This window comes from Flavobacterium cupriresistens, from assembly GCF_020911925.1.
GTDB lineage: Bacteria > Bacteroidota > Bacteroidia > Flavobacteriales > Flavobacteriaceae > Flavobacterium > Flavobacterium cupriresistens.
On the sequence record NZ_CP087134.1, the window covers coordinates 1271531 to 1288116 of the forward strand.

Sequence of the window (16586 nt, forward strand, 5' to 3'; positions counted from 1 at the left end):
CTGATTTTTTTATTTCAATAAATCTAAAACTAAAGATGGGAATAAACCTAAAACGATGTTTAAAGTGATCGAAACGATCGCAACCGCATAAATAAGGAATGGTTTTCCGGTACGCTCTTCATTTGGTTCTTTTGAGTACATGGCTAAAATTAGTTTGAAATAATAACCAACACTGATAATTGAATTTATAACGGCAACAATTACCAAAGCAATATGACCTGACTGAATAGTTTGATTGAATAAAAATAGCTTAGCGAAAAATCCTGAGAAAATCGGAATCCCTGCCATTGATAATAAAGAACCTGTAAGGATAGCAGCCAATAACGGATTTGTTTTTCCTAAACCGTGGAAGTTTGTAATGTCTTCATTATCCTGATTTTTACAAACGTATAAAATAACACTGAAAGCAGCGATTCCTGCTAAAGCATAAGCTGCTGTGTAGTATAATAAAACGCCTGCAGAAGTAGCAATCGTTAATAAAGTCATCAACATAAATCCGGCATGCGAAATACCAGAGAAAGCCAACATACGTTTTACATTTACCTGACGCAATGCCATGATATTACCCACAGTCATAGAAGCCATTGATATAACGACTACAATAGTTTCAAAGGTTGGTAAAAGATCTTGATTGTCAAGTGATGGGATCAGGTTTAAAGCGCTGATTAATTTGTATAAAGTAGCAACAGCAATGACCTTTGCCAAAGTACTCATTAAAGCGGTTGTTAAAGCCGGAGAACCTTCGTAAACGTCAGGAGCCCAGAAATGAAAAGGTACAGCTGCTATTTTAAACAACATTCCAATTACCATCAAAACCATTCCGATTGGGAACCAGATTGGTAATTCGGCAGATAAAGAGCTGTCGTGTATTTCGGCAACGTCAAAACTTCCCATTGCTCCGTAAATCAAACAGATTCCGAATAAAATAATTCCTGATGCGAATGAACCCATTAAGAAGTATTTCATTCCCGCTTCGTTACTTTTTAAATTCAAACGTTCGCTTGCAGCAAGGATGTATAAAGCGATGGATAAGATTTCAATTCCAAGGAAGAACATAGCTAAGTTTCCAAAAGAAACCATTGCTACACCACCGGCCAATAAAAATATTTTTATAGCAATAAAATCAGAGATTTTTGTTGGATGATTTTCGTAAAAATTGTGACTTAAAGCGACAAGGAAAATGGTTAAAACAATAAACAATGATGAAAACGAAGTAGAGAATTTACTCACTGTAATCATATTATTGTAATAACTTTCTGTTGATCCGAATTCTGAAAAATTAAGTGCCAAAACAGCCAAAAGTCCAAGAATGGTAAATGGAACAATGGCTTTTCTGAAATTAAGAATTTCAAATAATAGGCAGAAAATACCCAACCCTGTAATTGCTATTAATGTATTCATTTTTGCTTTTTTGATTTAGGATATCGAATGCTGATACTACCCTAATTTATTTTTATTTAAAATATTAGTTCTTGTTGATAACGCTCAGTATGGTCTCTAAACTTGGTGTAATCAAATCAGTAATTGGTTTTGGATAAAATCCGAAGAACAATAATACAGCTATGATTACAACTAATGAAATTCCTTCATTAAGAGTAACATCTTTGAATGTTTTTGAATTGGTTTCTCCCAACATTACATTCTGAAACATTTTAAGCATATAATACGCTCCCAATATAATGGTTGTTCCACCTAAAACGGCAAACCAAACATTTACTTGAGAAAGACTGTACAAAACAGTAAACTCTCCAACGAAGTTAAAAGTACCCGGCAACGCAACCGAAGCCAATAGTAAGATTAAAAACATAGAGGTAAATTTCGGAGATTGTGTACGGATTCCGCCCATCTCTGCAATATTTCTTGTTTCGTATCTTCTGAAAATTATTTCAGCAGCGTAGAATAATCCAACCACAACAAAACCGTGAGCGATCATTTGCAAAACAGCTCCGCGTAAACCATCAATAGTTAAGGTATACGATCCTGCAGCAATTAATCCAACGTGTGCCAAAGAAGAATAAGCTAATAATTTCTTTAAGTCTTTTTGTCTTAAAGCTACAATAGATCCGTAGATTACACCGGCAATTCCTAATACGATAAAGATGTTCATGTATTCTTTTGCAGCAAGTGGTGCAATTGGCAATTGCCAACGGATAACACTGTACAATCCCATTTTTAGCATGATACCGGATAAAAGCATAGTTCCAACTGTTGGTGCTTTTTGGTACACATTTGCCTGCCAAGTGTGGAATGGAATTATTGGAATCTTGATAGCGTATGCTAAGAAGAAAGCCAAGAAGATCCAAAGTTGCTCTGTAGCAGATAAGTTTAATTTGTAGAAATCTTCGATAAGGAAACTTCCATTTGCTTTTTGCGATAAATAAATAAAGGCAACTAACATAAACAACGAACCGGCAAGGGTGTAAATAAAGAATTTCACCACTGCTTTTCTGCGCTCATCTGCGTCACCATTACCCCAAATAAGAGCAATAAAGTAAATTGGAATAAGAGATAATTCCCAAAAAATATAATATAAAAGTCCATCTGCAGCAAGAAAAGTTCCTGTCATTGCAAAGGCCATAAATAAAATTAAAGCGTAAAAACCTTTTGCATTTTTATAGTCATTCCCGAAAGAAGAGAATATAATGATTGGGGTTAAAGACAAAGTCAGTAAAACCATTGCCAGAGCCAATCCATCCGCATTTAAGGCAAATGAAATTTTTGGTTCTGTGATCCAAGCGTTGATTAAGCTAATATTTTCGCCTGCACAAAAATGATTTAACAACACTAAAGAACATCCTAAAGCAGCTAAGCTAAAGAACAAGGCTACTTTTGAAGCTAGTTTGTCACCAACAAAATAAGTGGCAAATGCACCGATTAAAAGGATAATTAATAGAATAGAAACGTTCATAGTTATTAAATTATTGAGCTAAAAATATATACGAAACAATGGCGCAAAGACCCAAAACAAAAGCAAAAAGATATAATCCGATACTTCCACTTTGTAATTTTTTACCTTGAAAAGCTAATTCGTTGGTGATTTTACCAAATCCGAAAACAACTGTTGTTAAACCGGTTTCGATATAATCTCTAAAGAATCTTGATAATGCATTTATAGTGCGAACAAATACAACATCGTAAATTTCGTCTACATAATATTTGTTGTATAATACTTTAGTTAAACCTGTAATGTTTTCGTCTGCTTCAGGAACATTATCTTGTTTGAAATATTTGATGTAAGCAATTAAGATTCCAAGGAATCCTCCCAGAACTGCAACTCCCATCAAAATATATTCGGTTGTGCCTAAATGGTGCTCTTCACCCGCTACTTTTGTAAATAAAGGAGCCATATATTCGTTCAACCAACTGTGACCCGGTAAACTGATTAATCCTCCAAAAGTCGCTAAAATGGCTAAAATGATTAGAGGGAAAGTAATTAAACCGTCACTTTCATGTAAATGATGTTTTTGTTCTTCAGTTCCTCTAAAGTCTTTGAAGAAAGTTAAAAACATTAATCTGAACATATAAAAAGCAGTCATTATAGAAGCTATAGATCCAACAACATAAAGTGGAATGTTGTGATGGAAAGCCGTTAGTAAGATTTCGTCTTTCGAGAAGAAACCAGAAAGAGGAGGTATACCGGAAATGGCCAATGATGAAATCAACATCGTCCAGAATGTAATTGGCATTGCTTTACGCAAACCACCCATTTTACGCATATCCTGCTCTCCGTGTAATCCGTGAATTACAGAACCTGATCCTAAGAATAAACAAGCTTTGAAGAAAGCGTGTGTGATTACGTGAAAAACAGCTACTTCGTAAGCACCGAATCCTAAGGCTAAAAACATTAAACCTAATTGAGAAACGGTAGAGTAAGCCAATACTTTTTTGATATCAGTCTGAACCAAACCAATTGTTGCAGCAACTAAGGAAGTGATTGCTCCAATAACCGCAATGATACTTTGAACGTCCGGTGCTAAATCAAAAACAAAATTTAATCTTGTTACCATAAAGATACCGGCTGTAACCATCGTTGCAGCGTGAATCAATGCAGAAACAGGAGTTGGTCCTGCCATTGCATCCGGTAACCAAGTGTATAACGGGATTTGTGCAGATTTACCACAAGCACCGATAAATAAACACAAAGCCGCTAATGAAAGCAATGGAATATTTAAGTTAGTAGCTCCGGCAATTGCTGTTTTTAAAGTAGCGTAATCTAAAGTAGAGAACATAGAACCAATAATGAACATTCCGATCAAAAGACCTAAATCTCCAATTCTGTTCATAATGAAAGCTTTTTTTGCCGCATCATTGTAATCCTGGTTTTTATGCCAGAATCCAATTAATAAGTACGAACAAAGTCCAACACCTTCCCAACCAATAAATAAAACCAATAAGTTACTACCAATTACAAGCGTTATCATGAAGAATACGAACAAGTTTAAGTAAGAGAAAAACTTGTGTATGTTTTCGTCATCATGCATGTAGCTGATCGAATATAAATGAATCAATGACCCGATTCCGGTTACAAAAAGCAACCAAAGCAATGATAATTGATCTAATAAAAATCCAAGATTGATGTGTAGATTACTAATCTGAATCCAGTCAAATAAAGTGACCTGAATGGGTTGTTGATTTTGGGTAATCTGATTAAAAAAGAATAAGGTCACAGCAAACGAAACTACAACAGCAGCTGTTCCGATAATACCGGAAACGGTTTTGCCTAAGCTTTTTCCAAAGAAAACATTGATTAAAAATCCTAAGAAAGGAGCTAATACTAAAACTAAAGCTAAATTGGTATTCATTTCCATTTATCCTTTTAAATTTTTTAAATTATCGATACTAATCGAACCTAAATTTCTAAAGATCGAAACTAAAATAGCCAATCCTACTGCAACTTCCGCTGCAGCAACAGCCATCGAAAAGAAGACAAAAACTTGTCCTTGTGCATCTTGATGATAGGTTGAAAAAGCAACAAATAAAAGGTTAACTGCATTCAACATGATTTCGATAGACATGAAAACGATAATAGCATTTCGTCTGTACAATACACCAAAAATACCAATACAGAAAAGTACAACACTTAAAAAGATGTAGTTTTCAATACCTATTTGATTTAATATATTACCCATTATTTATTTAGTTTTTCTTTTTTAGACAATAATACAGTTCCAATCATCGCTACTAAAAGTAGAATCGATGCAAATTCAAACGGAACCATATATTCGTTCAGTAATATTTTACCCAATACTTTGATAGATTGAAAATCTTCACCGGTTGAGTCGTAATCCCCCATAATTGGTTTCGAGTTGATAAAGATTGCGATCAAAACAATACAAATCAAACAAAAAGAAACAATAGCACCTAAACGTGTAATTCTTGGTCGGTGGACTTCTTTTTGTTCGTTCAGGTTCATCAACATGATGGTAAACAGGAACAGAATCATAATCGCTCCCGAGTAGACTATAATATGTACGATAGCCAAAAATTGAGAGTTAAGCAATAAATAGTGACCTGCAATCGAGAAGAAACAAATAACCAAATAAATGGCACTGTGAATCGGGTTTCTGCTAAAAATAGTTAAGAATGCAGTAATTACTGTGATAAACGCCAGGAAACAAAATATAACTTGTATAGTAGTTGCGTGGGCAAAATCAGGAATATGTATCATTAGTTGGCGTTTTTAAGTTGAGTGTTTTTCATCGCCATTTCTAAAGGCATTACTAATTTGTCTTTTCCAAAAATGAAATCTTCTCTTTCGTAACTTGCAGGAACCAAAACCTTAGAAGTCGTTAAGTAAATAGCATCTTTTGGACAAGCTTCTTCACACAAACCGCAAAAAATACAACGAAGCATATTGATTTCGTAAATCGAAGCATATTTTTCTTCTCTGTACAAGTGTTTTTCATCCGCTTTACGCTCAGCAGCTTTCATTGTGATCGCTTCTGCTGGGCAGGATAAAGCACATAGTCCACAGGCAGTACAGTTTTCACGACCTTGCTCGTCGCGTTTCAACATATGCTGACCACGATAAACCGGGCTCATTTCACGTACTTGTTCAGGATAGTGAATCGTCACTTTTTTTCTGAATAAGTGTTTAAGCGTAATGAATAATCCTTTTACAATCGCTACAAGATACAATCGTTCCCAAAAGGTCATCTCTTTGTTAGAGACCATCTTTTTTCTACCCGATAATGATATAGTTTCTATTGACATTTTTAATTTTTATTTAGAGCTAATCCTGTTATTCACTTTATCTTTTATTCGTTGTGATGAGTAAAAGTATGCTGCTTTTATCAGGCCAGATCATTTTGTATGTTAATGAAATTTATTTTTTATAACCAATTTTAGTTCGTTCAACTTTGTTTTCCTGTTTGTCCATTAATTCATCTAAATAGGAAAAGACTAACTCGATATTTTTATTCTGATTGGATAATTTCTTTTTTATCTCTTCAATTTCTAACTTCATGTCTAAAGTATCTGAAATTGATTGCCGTATTTTTGTAAAAACACGTATAATCTGAATATTAACTTTAATCGCAGTCGCACTATTTAGAACACTGGATAACATGGCAACACCTTGTTCTGTAAATACCAAAGGAATATATCGGTTTCCTCCTCTATTTGAGGTGCCAAATTGGCTCCTCAAAATTTCATTCTCAATTTCAGTCAGTTCAAACATGAAATCTTCGGGAAAACGTTCCATATTTCTACGGACTTGTCTTTTGAGCTGTTTCGTTTCTACTCCGTAAAGTGTCGCTAACTCTGAATCAAGCATTACTTTCTGACCTCTTATGAGTAAAATTTTACTCATTATGAATTCTTCGGTAATCATTAATTCATCACTCATTTTTTTATTTTTCTGATAAGCTACCACAAAAGTGGCGTCTTACTATTTATTAGAATCCTAAAAAGGTTGCAATTTCACTTCTTAAAATAACAGCACCCGTAATCATGATGTTGATAATGGAAAGCGGAATTAAAATCTTCCATCCTAAATTCATCAACTGATCGTATCTGAATCTTGGTATTGTCCAACGAACCCACATATAGAAAAAGATCCAGAAACAGATTTTAGCAAACAATACTGCGATTCCTAAAATGTTTGCGGTATTGATACCTACATTATCTACCATCCATTGCATTCCCGGATAGTTGTAACCTCCAAAGAATAAAACGGATATAATCGTAGCAGAGATAAACATATTCGCATATTCAGCAAATAAGTAGAATCCCATTTTCATAGACGAATATTCAGTGTGGTAACCGCCAATTAACTCAGATTCACATTCTGCCAAGTCAAAAGGAGTTCTGTTGGTTTCAGCAAAAGCACAGATTAAGAAAATTAAGAAAGATAAGGGCTGATAAAAAACATTCCAGTTCATTCCGGCTTGTTGCTCAGAAATTTCTTTTAAGCTTAAAGTTCCGGTCATCATCAACAAAGCAATCATGGATAATCCCATGGCAACTTCATAAGAAACCATTTGAGAGGCTGCACGAACAGCTCCCATCAAAGAGAATTTATTGTTAGAAGCCCATCCACCAATCATGATACCGTAAACTCCAACAGAAACAACTCCGAAGAAATACAATAAACCGATATTAATGTCCGTAGCTTGCAGGAGAACATCACGTCCGAAAACATGTAATCGATCCCCCCACGGAATTACAGCACTGGTCATTAAAGCAGTACTCATGGCAATTGCCGGACCTACAACGAATAAAAATTTGTTTGGAGTGTTAGGTTCAAATTCTTCTTTAGAGAACAATTTCATACCATCGGCAAGTGGTTGTAATAAACCTCCCCAACCTGCACGGTTAGGTCCTACACGGTCTTGCAAGAAAGCAGCAACTTTACGTTCTGCCCAGGTAGAATACATGGCCATAATCATTGTTATGGCAAAAACTACCACAATAACAACACTTTTTTCTATTATAAATGCACTATCCACCATTTTAAGAATTTTTATTGTTAGTGGTTAATGGAATTTCAGCCATACTAATTTTTTTACGGTCTTCATCTCTTCCTAAAAGAATGTTCTTCTCCGTAGCGATTTCTACTTTCTCTAATTTTTGAGTATAGTTATTTTGATTGATAACAGAATCTTTTTCAAATTCTCTTGGTCCTTCAATAACCCAGTCGTTTACATCTTTGTGATCAAAACGACAGCTGTTGCAGATAAATTCTTCTACTTCATGGTACTCGTCTTTACGACCTGTAACACGTTGAATCTCTCCTCCAAACATCCAAACAGTTGTCTTACCACAACATCCCGGAGTAGTACATTCTCTGTGTGCATTGTAAGGTTTGTTGAACCAAACTCTTGATTTGAAACGGAAAGTTTTGTCTGTTAAAGCTCCAACCGGACAAACGTCGATCATGTTTCCGGAGAATTCATTGTCGATTGCTTTGGAGATTCCGGTAGAAATATTAGCGTGATCACCACGATCTAATACTCCGTGAACTCTGTTGTCTGTCAATTGATCTGCTACTTGCACACATCTTTGACATAAAATACAACGGTTCATATGCAGTTGAATATTTGGACCGATATCTTCCGGTTCAAATGTTCTTTTTTCTTCGATAAAACGGGATTTTGGATTTCCGTGTTCGAAACTTAAATTTTGTAAATCGCACTCACCAGCCTGATCACAAACCGGACAGTCTAATGGGTGATTGATCAATAAAAATTCTGTTACAGATTTACGGGCTTCCGTTACTCTGTCAGAAGATTTACTGTTTACTTCCATACCGTCCATACATCCTGTTACACAAGAAGCCATTAATTTTGGCATTGGTCTTGGGTCAGCCTCGCTTCCTTTGGCAACTTCAACTAAACAACAACGACATTTACCGCCGCTGCCTTTTAATTTTGAGTAATAGCACATGGCTGGCGGTACTAAATCTCCACCAATCATACGTGCAGCCTGCAGGATCGTTGTTCCTGGTTCTACGTCTATACTTTGACCGTCTATGGTTACTTTCATTTCTTTTTTGTTTTTTTTAGTTTCAGGTTTAAAGTTTCAGGTGTTGTGGTTGAAACTGAAATAACATGAAACTTGAAACTTTTTTAAACTGTTTGTTTTCCTACTAAATGTTTCACTTGCGAGAAAGGTTCAGCAACAAAATGCTCTCTGTGTTTTATTTTTTCGGGGAAACGAACGTGGTATTCAAATTCATCTCTAAAGTGACGAATCGCTGCTGCTACAGGCCAAGAAGCGGCGTCACCTAATGGACAAATAGTATTTCCTTCGATTTTACTTTGAATACTCCATAACAATTCGATATCCTCTTCACGGCCTTGACCGTTTTCGATTCTCCATAAGATTTTTTCCAACCATCCTGTTCCTTCACGACAAGGGGTACATTGTCCGCAAGATTCGTGGTGGTAGAAACGAGCAAAATTCCAAGTGTTTCTAACCACACAGGCTGTGTCATTATAAACGATAAATCCTCCTGAACCTAACATAGATCCGGTAGCAAAACCACCATCACTTAAAGATTCGTAAGTCATTAATCGGTCTTCACCATTTGCTGTTTTGAAAATTAATTCAGCTGGTAAAATAGGCACAGAAGAACCTCCGGGAACAAACGCTTTCAAAGGTCTGCTCGAAGACATTCCGCCTAAATACTCGTCAGAATTCATGAATTCGTCAACACTTAAACCCAATTCAATTTCGTAAACTCCAGGGTTTTTGATGTGACCTGAAGCAGAAATTAATTTAGTTCCGGTAGAACGACCAATTCCAATTTTTGCATAATCATCTCCAGAGTTGTTGATGATCCATGGCACAGTTGCGATAGTTTCTACGTTGTTTACTACTGTTGGATTAGCCCAAAGTCCCGAAACTGCCGGGAACGGTGGTTTGATACGAGGATTTCCTCTTTTACCTTCCAATGATTCAATCAATGCAGTTTCTTCTCCGCAGATGTAAGCACCGGCTCCACAGTGAACGTATAACTCTAAATCGTAACCTGTACCTAATATATTTTTTCCTAACCAACCGGCAGCTTTTGCTTCGGCGATTGCTCTTTCTAAGATTTTGTAAACCCACATATATTCTCCACGAATGTAGATATACGAAAGGTTAGCGCCTAAGGCAAAACTTGAAGTAATCATTCCTTCGATCAATAAGTGAGGAATGTATTCCATCAAAAAACGATCTTTGAAAGTTCCCGGCTCAGATTCGTCGGCGTTACAAACTAAATGTCTTGGTTTTCCTGATTTTTTATCAATAAAACTCCATTTCATTCCCGCAGGGAAACCAGCTCCACCACGACCACGTAATCCAGATTTTTTTACTTCTTCAACAACTTCGTCCGGAGTAAGTGTTTTTAATGCTTTTTCTACAGAAGCATAACCTCCGTTTTGGCGGTATACTTCGTAGGTTTTAATTCCCGGTACGTTGATTTTATCTAATAATATTTTCTGTGACATCTTATTTATCGTGTAATATTATTTTATCATCTCTACAATCAGCGATTAACTGATCGATTTTTTCTTCTGTCAATTTTTCTTTGTAGAAATCACCTAACTGCATCATCGGAGCGTATCCGCAAGCACCCAAACATTCTACACCGGCAATGGTAAACATACCGTCTGGAGTTGTTTCTCCCATTTTGATACCCAATTTCTCAGACGTATAGTCCATTAAATTTTCGGCACCATTCAAACAACAACAAGAAGTCTGGCAGAACTCGAACATATATTTTCCAATTGGTTTTTGGTTGTACATGGTATAAAAAGTAACCACTTCGTAAACCTCAATTGGTTTTATGTGCAAAATTTCAGCAACTTTATCCTGCAACTCAGTACTCAACCAGTTGTCATGCGCATCTTGTACTTCGTGCAAAACAGGCAATAAAGCTGATTTTCTTTTGTCTTCCGGATAATGACTGATCAATTCATTGATGCGATTCATCAATGCCTCAGTCATATTTATTTCTTGTTTGTAATGTTTACGTTCCATTTTTTATTTTAGATTTTAGATTTTAGATTTTAGATTTTTTCAAATCTTTGTCCACTATCTATATTCTGCAATCTTTTAAATTTTTGATTCTAGATTTCTGATTTTAGATTTTTCAATCTGCAATCTACCCTCTAAAATCTACAATATCTTTACGCGTCTAATTCTCCGGCAATTACATTTAAACTGGATAAGATTACAATCGCATCCGATAATAAAGCACCTTTAATCATTTCCGGATACGCTTGGTAATAAATAAAACAAGGTCTTCTGAAATGCAATCTGTATGGTGTTCTGCTTCCGTCTGTCACTAAGTAAAATCCTAGTTCTCCGTTTCCGCCTTCAACCGGGTGGTAAATTTCTGCAACCGGTACAGGAACTTCTCCCATTACAATCTTAAAGTGATAAATTAAAGATTCCATAGAAGTGTAAACATCTTCTTTTGGAGGAAGGTAATAATCCGGAACTTCGGCATGATATTCATTTCCGGCTGGCATTTTATCTAAAGCCTGACGGATAATGCTTAAACTTTCCCAAACTTCGGCATTACGAACGCAGAAACGATCGTAAGTGTCACCTGATTTTCCAACAGGAACAATGAAGTCAAAATCTTCATAAGAAGAATAAGGGTGTGCTACACGAACATCGTAATCAATACCGGCAGCACGTAAGTTTGGACCTGTAAATCCGTAAGCCATTGCTTGTTCAGCGCTAATGGCACCTACGTTTACAGTTCTGTCAATAAAAATTCTGTTTCTTTCGAATAAGTTTTCGAATTCTTTCCAGGCAACTGGGAATTCTTCTAAAAATACGTCAAGTTTGCGGAAAGCTTCCGGTGACCAATCTCTTTCGAATCCACCAATTCTTCCCATATTAGTTGTTAAACGAGCCCCACAAATTTCTTCGTAGATTTCGTAAACTTTTTCTCTAAATTGGAAAACATATAAGAAACCGGTATAAGCACCAGTGTCAACCCCTAAGATCGAGTTACAGATTAAGTGATCTGTAATACGAGCCAACTCCATAATGATAACTCTTAAATATTGTGCTCTTTTAGGAACTTCAATATTTAATAATTTTTCTAAAGTCATCCACCATCCCATATTGTTGATAGGAGAGGAGCAATAGTTCATACGGTCTGTAAGCGGTGTAATTTGATAAAAAGGACGATTTTCGGCAATTTTTTCGAATGCTCTGTGGATGTAACCAATTGTAGGTTCAGCCTCCAAAATTCTTTCACCATCCATCAATAAGATATTTTGAAAAATACCGTGTGTAGCTGGGTGAGTTGGACCTAAATTCAGTACAGAAAGCTCGCTTCCGTCTTCGTTTAGTTTCTCTTTAATTATTTTAGCATATCGATGCTCTGGTGGTAATAATAGTTCTGACATTTTATAATGTTGAATTATTTATTTTTTAGCAATTTGTTGTTGTTCTTCCAAAGAATCTGTCGTCTTTATCAGTTCTTCCGCTGTCTTCCATTGGGAATTCTTTTCGCATTGGAAAAGAGATCATTTCATCCATATTCAAAATACGTTTCAATTGAGGATGACCAATAAAGTTAACACCGTAGAAATCGTATGTTTCTCTTTCCATCCAGTTTGAACTTAAAAAGATGTTTGAAATCGTTTTGATCTCCGGTTTTTCACCGTTGATGAAAACTTTGATTCTGATACGTTTGTTTTCGTACCAGTTATGCAGATGATATACGATTGCAAATTGACTTTCAACTTCGTTATCCGGATAATGAACACCACATAAGTCAGTTAAAAAATGAAAACGTAAATCTTGATCATTTTTAAGAAATAAAATCAACGCTGTAATTTTATCAGCTGAAGTTTCTAAAGTAAAAACATCTCTTTCTTCTCGGAAGTTAAAAACACTTGAATCAAATGTTTCTGTAAGTTTATCTTGGATCAGGGTATTGTCTAAAGCCATCTTATGAAATGTTATATGAAGCTAATAATTCTTGGTATTCAGGAGAACTTCTGCGTCTTACAGATTCTGATTTTACCAAATCTTGAAGTCTCATAACTCCATCTACAATTTGTTCCGGTCTTGGAGGACAACCCGGTACGTAAACGTCAACCGGAATTATTTTGTCAATTCCTTGTAAAACAGAATAAGTATCAAAGATTCCTCCGGATGAAGCACAAGCTCCAACAGCAATTACCCAACGAGGTTCCGCCATTTGTTCGTAAACCTGTCTTAAAATAGGACCCATTTTTTTAGAAATAGTTCCCATTACTAATAACATATCTGCTTGACGAGGAGAGAAACTCACACGCTCAGAACCAAATCGTGCTAAATCGTAATGTGAAGCCATTGTCGCCATAAATTCGATACCACAGCAAGAAGTCGCGAAAGGAAGTGGCCATAAAGAATTGGCTCTTGCCAAACCTACAACATCATTTAGTTTTGTAGCGAAGAAACCTTCTCCTACAACTCCTTCTGGCGGTGCAACCATATTTACTTTTGAATCGCTCATTTTATTTTAGATTTTAGATTTTAGATTTCTGATTTTAGATTCTTTCGAATCGTGAAAATCGAAATCAATATTTTAAAAAGTCAATATTTTATTTTGGGATTTTTTTTCAAATCTAAAATCTAAGATCTGAAATCAAAAATTCCTCTTATTCCCATTCTAACGCTTTCTTTTTGATGATGTAGAAAAAACCAACTAAAAGCAAAGACATGAAAATGATCATTTTTAACATTCCTTCTATTCCAAGTTCTTTGAAGTTTACTGCCCAAGGATAAAGGAAAATTACCTCTACGTCGAACAAAACAAATAAGATGGCAACTAAGAAATATTTTACAGAGAATGGAATACGGGCATTACCAACAGATTCAACTCCACATTCGAAATTTTTATCTTTTATGTCAGAGGTTCTTTTTGGGCCTAATTTTCCGGAAACGATGATAGTTCCTACTACAAAACCAACAGCAAGGATTAGCTGCATTAAAATAGGAAGATAGCTGTATTGATCAGATTGCATAAACTTAGGGATTTTTACTTAAAAAATAAGCCACAAAGATAGTTCCGAACTCTGTAAATCACAAGCTAAAAAAGGATTTAAGTAGGGGTGCAGCGAGTGATTTCGTCTAATTTTTATTCATTATAAATAACTTTCCGAAATTTTAATATTTTTTTAAGATTTGAGCAAAAAAAAACGTCTCGAAATGAATCGAAACGTTTCTTTAAACCATTCAGAGGCAAAAAAAATAAATTGCTATATTTTTCTTAGATTACTGCTACTTTAGCAGCAACTTTCCCTTTTCTTCCTTCTTCTTCTTCGTAGCTAACACGGTCACCTTCGCGTAATTCTTCCGCGTTAATTCCTGAAGCGTGAACGAAGATATCCTTTCCTGTTTCTTCGTCTGTAATGAATCCATAACCTTTAGATTCATTGAAAAATTTTACTGTACCTGTACGCATTGTAATTGTAATAATAATTTATAATGAAGCAAATGTAATATATATATTCATATAAAAGACAGTATGCTGTTAATTTTTTGTAAAAATTATTGATTTACAGTGTTTTTGCTATTTATTTAGTGTCTTGTTTGATATGTCGTAACTTAAAACTAAAATTCTTAAGGATATGTTAAAAAGTAGGAGCTTTTTTACTTTATTAAAAATCTTATTTTCGTCGAAAAACAGTTTATGTACGTATTGTTTTACTTTTTAACTGTGTTTTTCCCAGTTCAGCTACTTCTATCAGTTTTACCTAAAATTTATACCAAATCGACCTTAATGTGTAATTCTTTTAATTGTGCATCATCAATTGTAGCCGGTGCATCGATCATTACGTCACGTCCGGAATTGTTTTTAGGGAATGCAATAAAGTCTCTAATGGTTTCCTGACCACCTAAAATAGCAACCAAACGATCCAGTCCAAAAGCTAATCCTCCATGAGGTGGCGCTCCAAATTGGAAAGCGTCCATTAAGAAACCAAATTGTGCTTTCGCTTCTTCTTCTGTAAAACCTAAATATTTAAACATTAATTGTTGTGTAGCCTTATCGTGTATACGAATAGAACCTCCTCCAATTTCGTTTCCGTTTAAAACCATATCGTAGGCGTTTGCGCGAACTTTTCCCGGTTCGGTTTCCAGCAATTGCATGTCTTCCGGTTTTGGAGAGGTAAATGGATGGTGCATCGCGTGGTAACGACCGCTTTCTTCGTCTAATTCCAATAAAGGAAAATCTACTACCCAAAGCGGAGCAAATTCTTCCGGTTTACGCAATCCTAAACGAGTGGCTAATTCCATACGAAGAGCAGAAAGCTGCGCGCGTGTTTTGTTAGCCGGACCTGAAAGTACAAAAATCATATCGCCAGGTTTTGCGCCTGTGATTTTTGCCCATTGTCCTAAATCATCCTGATCGTAAAATTTATCTACAGATGATTTGTAAGTTCCATCGTCATTGCATTTGGCGTACACCATTCCTGAAGCTCCAACTTGCGGACGTTTAACCCAGTCAATTAAGGCGTCAATTTCTTTACGTGTATAATTTCCTGCTCCCGGAACTGCAATACCTACAACCAACTCGGCTGCATTAAATACAGGGAAATCTTTGTGCTGTGCAAATTCGTTCAATTCGCCAAACTCCATTCCGAAACGAATGTCCGGTTTGTCATTTCCGTATGTTTTCATGGCATAGTCGTAGGTAATTCTTGGGAATTTAGCTACTTCAACACCTTTGATTTCTTTTAGTAAATGTCTTGTCAATCCTTCAAAAACATTCAAAATGTCTTCTTGTTCTACAAATGCCATTTCGCAGTCAATTTGAGTAAACTCAGGCTGACGGTCTGCACGTAAATCTTCGTCACGGAAACATTTTACGATTTGGAAGTATTTGTCCATTCCTCCAACCATCAACAATTGCTTGAAAGTTTGTGGAGATTGTGGTAAGGCATAAAATTGTCCTTCGTTCATACGACTTGGTACAACGAAATCTCTCGCGCCTTCCGGAGTTGATTTGATTAAGTAAGGTGTCTCCACTTCACAGAAATCCAAATCAGATAAATATTTACGAACTTCCATCGCTACTTTGTGACGGAATAATAAACTGTTTTTTACAGGATTTCTTCTGATGTCTAAGTAACGGTATTTCATTCTGATGTCTTCTCCACCATCCGTCTCATCTTCAATTGTAAATGGAGGCGTTAAAGCAGCGTTTAAGATCGTTAGTTCAGTAACTAAAATTTCGATATCACCGGTTGGAATGTTTTTGTTTTTGGCTTCACGCTCAATAACAGTTCCTTTTACCTGAATTACAAATTCTCTTCCAAGTGTTTTTGCCAGTTCAAAAACCGTTTTGTCGGTACGAACTTCGTCGAAAATAAGTTGTGTAATTCCATAACGGTCGCGTAAATCAACCCAGTTCATAAACCCTTTATCGCGTGATTTTTGAACCCAACCCGCTAGTGTAACTTCCGTATTAATATTTGAGGCGTTTAACTCGCCACAATTATGACTTCTATACATGATCAAAATTTTAGATTGCAAAAGTAAACACAAAATTCAAATTAATATAGTAAAGTGATAACTTGCTGCTTATAAATTTGAAATATTTTGTTAATTGATAAATTTTAGATAAGTAAATTCTTTAGATTTGG

17 protein-coding genes are annotated in these 16586 nt (G+C 35.7%); all 17 read right to left on the reverse strand.

Going from position 1 to position 16586, the window contains the following annotated elements:
• Positions 1-9: 9 nt before the first annotated feature.
• The 17 genes from LNP23_RS05635 to aspS all read right to left on the reverse strand — a co-directional run bounded on the left by LNP23_RS05635 (position 10) and on the right by aspS (position 16455).
• Positions 10-1401, reverse strand: coding sequence for an NADH-quinone oxidoreductase subunit N (locus LNP23_RS05635; RefSeq protein ID WP_047774903.1), 1392 nt, complete (start codon positions 1399-1401; stop codon positions 10-12).
• A 64-nt stretch (positions 1402-1465) separates the two neighbouring features.
• Positions 1466-2908 (reverse strand): complex I subunit 4 family protein, encoded by a 1443-nt coding sequence (locus LNP23_RS05640; protein WP_230004242.1) that lies wholly within the window; start codon positions 2906-2908, stop codon positions 1466-1468.
• Between the two features lie 10 nt (positions 2909-2918).
• Positions 2919-4802, reverse strand: a complete 1884-nt coding sequence (gene nuoL / locus LNP23_RS05645; protein ID WP_230004243.1) for an NADH-quinone oxidoreductase subunit L — start codon at positions 4800-4802, stop codon at positions 2919-2921.
• Between the two features lie 6 nt (positions 4803-4808).
• Positions 4809-5129: an NADH-quinone oxidoreductase subunit NuoK gene (nuoK, locus tag LNP23_RS05650; RefSeq protein WP_017494599.1), complete on the reverse strand. Its 321-nt coding sequence runs from the start codon at positions 5127-5129 to the stop codon at positions 4809-4811.
• Complete coding sequence (locus tag LNP23_RS05655) at positions 5129-5668, reverse strand: NADH-quinone oxidoreductase subunit J family protein (RefSeq protein ID WP_230004244.1); 540 nt, start codon at positions 5666-5668, stop codon at positions 5129-5131. Before LNP23_RS05655 ends, nuoK begins: the two co-directional genes overlap by 1 nt.
• Entirely contained in the window at positions 5668-6213 is a 546-nt protein-coding gene (locus LNP23_RS05660) for a NuoI/complex I 23 kDa subunit family protein (RefSeq protein ID WP_047774909.1), read from the reverse strand. Before LNP23_RS05660 ends, LNP23_RS05655 begins: the two co-directional genes overlap by 1 nt.
• A 112-nt stretch (positions 6214-6325) precedes the next feature.
• On the reverse strand, positions 6326-6847 hold the full coding sequence (locus tag LNP23_RS05665; RefSeq protein ID WP_047774911.1) for an ORF6N domain-containing protein: 522 nt from the start codon (positions 6845-6847) through the stop codon (positions 6326-6328).
• A gap of 49 nt (positions 6848-6896) precedes the next feature.
• Entirely contained in the window at positions 6897-7949 is a 1053-nt protein-coding gene (gene nuoH / locus LNP23_RS05670; RefSeq protein WP_230005139.1) for an NADH-quinone oxidoreductase subunit NuoH, read from the reverse strand.
• Positions 7950-7953: 4 nt separating this feature from the next.
• The gene (locus LNP23_RS05675; protein WP_047774913.1) at positions 7954-8985 is read right to left on the reverse strand and encodes an NADH-quinone oxidoreductase subunit G; all 1032 of its coding nucleotides are present in this window, start codon (positions 8983-8985) and stop codon (positions 7954-7956) included.
• Between the two features lie 83 nt (positions 8986-9068).
• Entirely contained in the window at positions 9069-10436 is a 1368-nt protein-coding gene (gene nuoF, locus LNP23_RS05680) for an NADH-quinone oxidoreductase subunit NuoF (RefSeq protein ID WP_047774914.1), read from the reverse strand.
• Between the two features lies 1 nt (position 10437).
• Positions 10438-10968 (reverse strand): complex I 24 kDa subunit family protein, encoded by a 531-nt coding sequence (locus tag LNP23_RS05685; protein ID WP_047774917.1) that lies wholly within the window; start codon positions 10966-10968, stop codon positions 10438-10440.
• A gap of 149 nt (positions 10969-11117) precedes the next feature.
• Entirely contained in the window at positions 11118-12356 is a 1239-nt protein-coding gene (locus LNP23_RS05690; RefSeq protein WP_047774919.1) for an NADH-quinone oxidoreductase subunit D, read from the reverse strand.
• A 25-nt stretch (positions 12357-12381) separates the two neighbouring features.
• A complete protein-coding gene (locus LNP23_RS05695) occupies positions 12382-12903 on the reverse strand; it encodes an NADH-quinone oxidoreductase subunit C (RefSeq protein ID WP_047774921.1) in 522 nt (173 codons plus the stop codon).
• A 1-nt stretch (position 12904) separates the two neighbouring features.
• A complete protein-coding gene (locus LNP23_RS05700; RefSeq protein ID WP_047774923.1) occupies positions 12905-13453 on the reverse strand; it encodes an NADH-quinone oxidoreductase subunit B in 549 nt (182 codons plus the stop codon).
• A gap of 145 nt (positions 13454-13598) precedes the next feature.
• Positions 13599-13964: an NADH-quinone oxidoreductase subunit A gene (locus tag LNP23_RS05705; protein ID WP_047774924.1), complete on the reverse strand. Its 366-nt coding sequence runs from the start codon at positions 13962-13964 to the stop codon at positions 13599-13601.
• A gap of 245 nt (positions 13965-14209) precedes the next feature.
• The gene (locus LNP23_RS05710; protein ID WP_007137066.1) at positions 14210-14404 is read right to left on the reverse strand and encodes a cold-shock protein; all 195 of its coding nucleotides are present in this window, start codon (positions 14402-14404) and stop codon (positions 14210-14212) included.
• Between the two features lie 299 nt (positions 14405-14703).
• Entirely contained in the window at positions 14704-16455 is a 1752-nt protein-coding gene (aspS, locus tag LNP23_RS05715; protein ID WP_230004245.1) for an aspartate--tRNA ligase, read from the reverse strand.
• Positions 16456-16586: the final 131 nt, after the last annotated feature.

Coding starts and splice junctions, on each gene's coding strand:
- LNP23_RS05665 (WP_047774911.1), bottom strand. CDS start 6,847: ATGAGTGATGAATTAATGATTACCGAAGAATTCATAATGAGTAAAATT.
- LNP23_RS05705 (WP_047774924.1), bottom strand. CDS start 13,964: ATGCAATCTGATCAATACAGCTATCTTCCTATTTTAATGCAGCTAATC.
- aspS (WP_230004245.1), bottom strand. CDS start 16,455: ATGTATAGAAGTCATAATTGTGGCGAGTTAAACGCCTCAAATATTAAT.
- LNP23_RS05695 (WP_047774921.1), bottom strand. CDS start 12,903: ATGGCTTTAGACAATACCCTGATCCAAGATAAACTTACAGAAACATTT.
- nuoK (WP_017494599.1), bottom strand. CDS start 5,129: ATGGGTAATATATTAAATCAAATAGGTATTGAAAACTACATCTTTTTA.
- LNP23_RS05655 (WP_230004244.1), bottom strand. CDS start 5,668: ATGATACATATTCCTGATTTTGCCCACGCAACTACTATACAAGTTATA.
- LNP23_RS05690 (WP_047774919.1), bottom strand. CDS start 12,356: ATGTCAGAACTATTATTACCACCAGAGCATCGATATGCTAAAATAATT.
- LNP23_RS05710 (WP_007137066.1), bottom strand. CDS start 14,404: ATGCGTACAGGTACAGTAAAATTTTTCAATGAATCTAAAGGTTATGGA.
- LNP23_RS05660 (WP_047774909.1), bottom strand. CDS start 6,213: ATGTCAATAGAAACTATATCATTATCGGGTAGAAAAAAGATGGTCTCT.
- nuoF (WP_047774914.1), bottom strand. CDS start 10,436: ATGTCACAGAAAATATTATTAGATAAAATCAACGTACCGGGAATTAAA.
- LNP23_RS05675 (WP_047774913.1), bottom strand. CDS start 8,985: ATGAAAGTAACCATAGACGGTCAAAGTATAGACGTAGAACCAGGAACA.
- LNP23_RS05685 (WP_047774917.1), bottom strand. CDS start 10,968: ATGGAACGTAAACATTACAAACAAGAAATAAATATGACTGAGGCATTG.
- nuoL (WP_230004243.1), bottom strand. CDS start 4,802: ATGAATACCAATTTAGCTTTAGTTTTAGTATTAGCTCCTTTCTTAGGA.
- LNP23_RS05700 (WP_047774923.1), bottom strand. CDS start 13,453: ATGAGCGATTCAAAAGTAAATATGGTTGCACCGCCAGAAGGAGTTGTA.
- LNP23_RS05635 (WP_047774903.1), bottom strand. CDS start 1,401: ATGAATACATTAATAGCAATTACAGGGTTGGGTATTTTCTGCCTATTA.
- LNP23_RS05640 (WP_230004242.1), bottom strand. CDS start 2,908: ATGAACGTTTCTATTCTATTAATTATCCTTTTAATCGGTGCATTTGCC.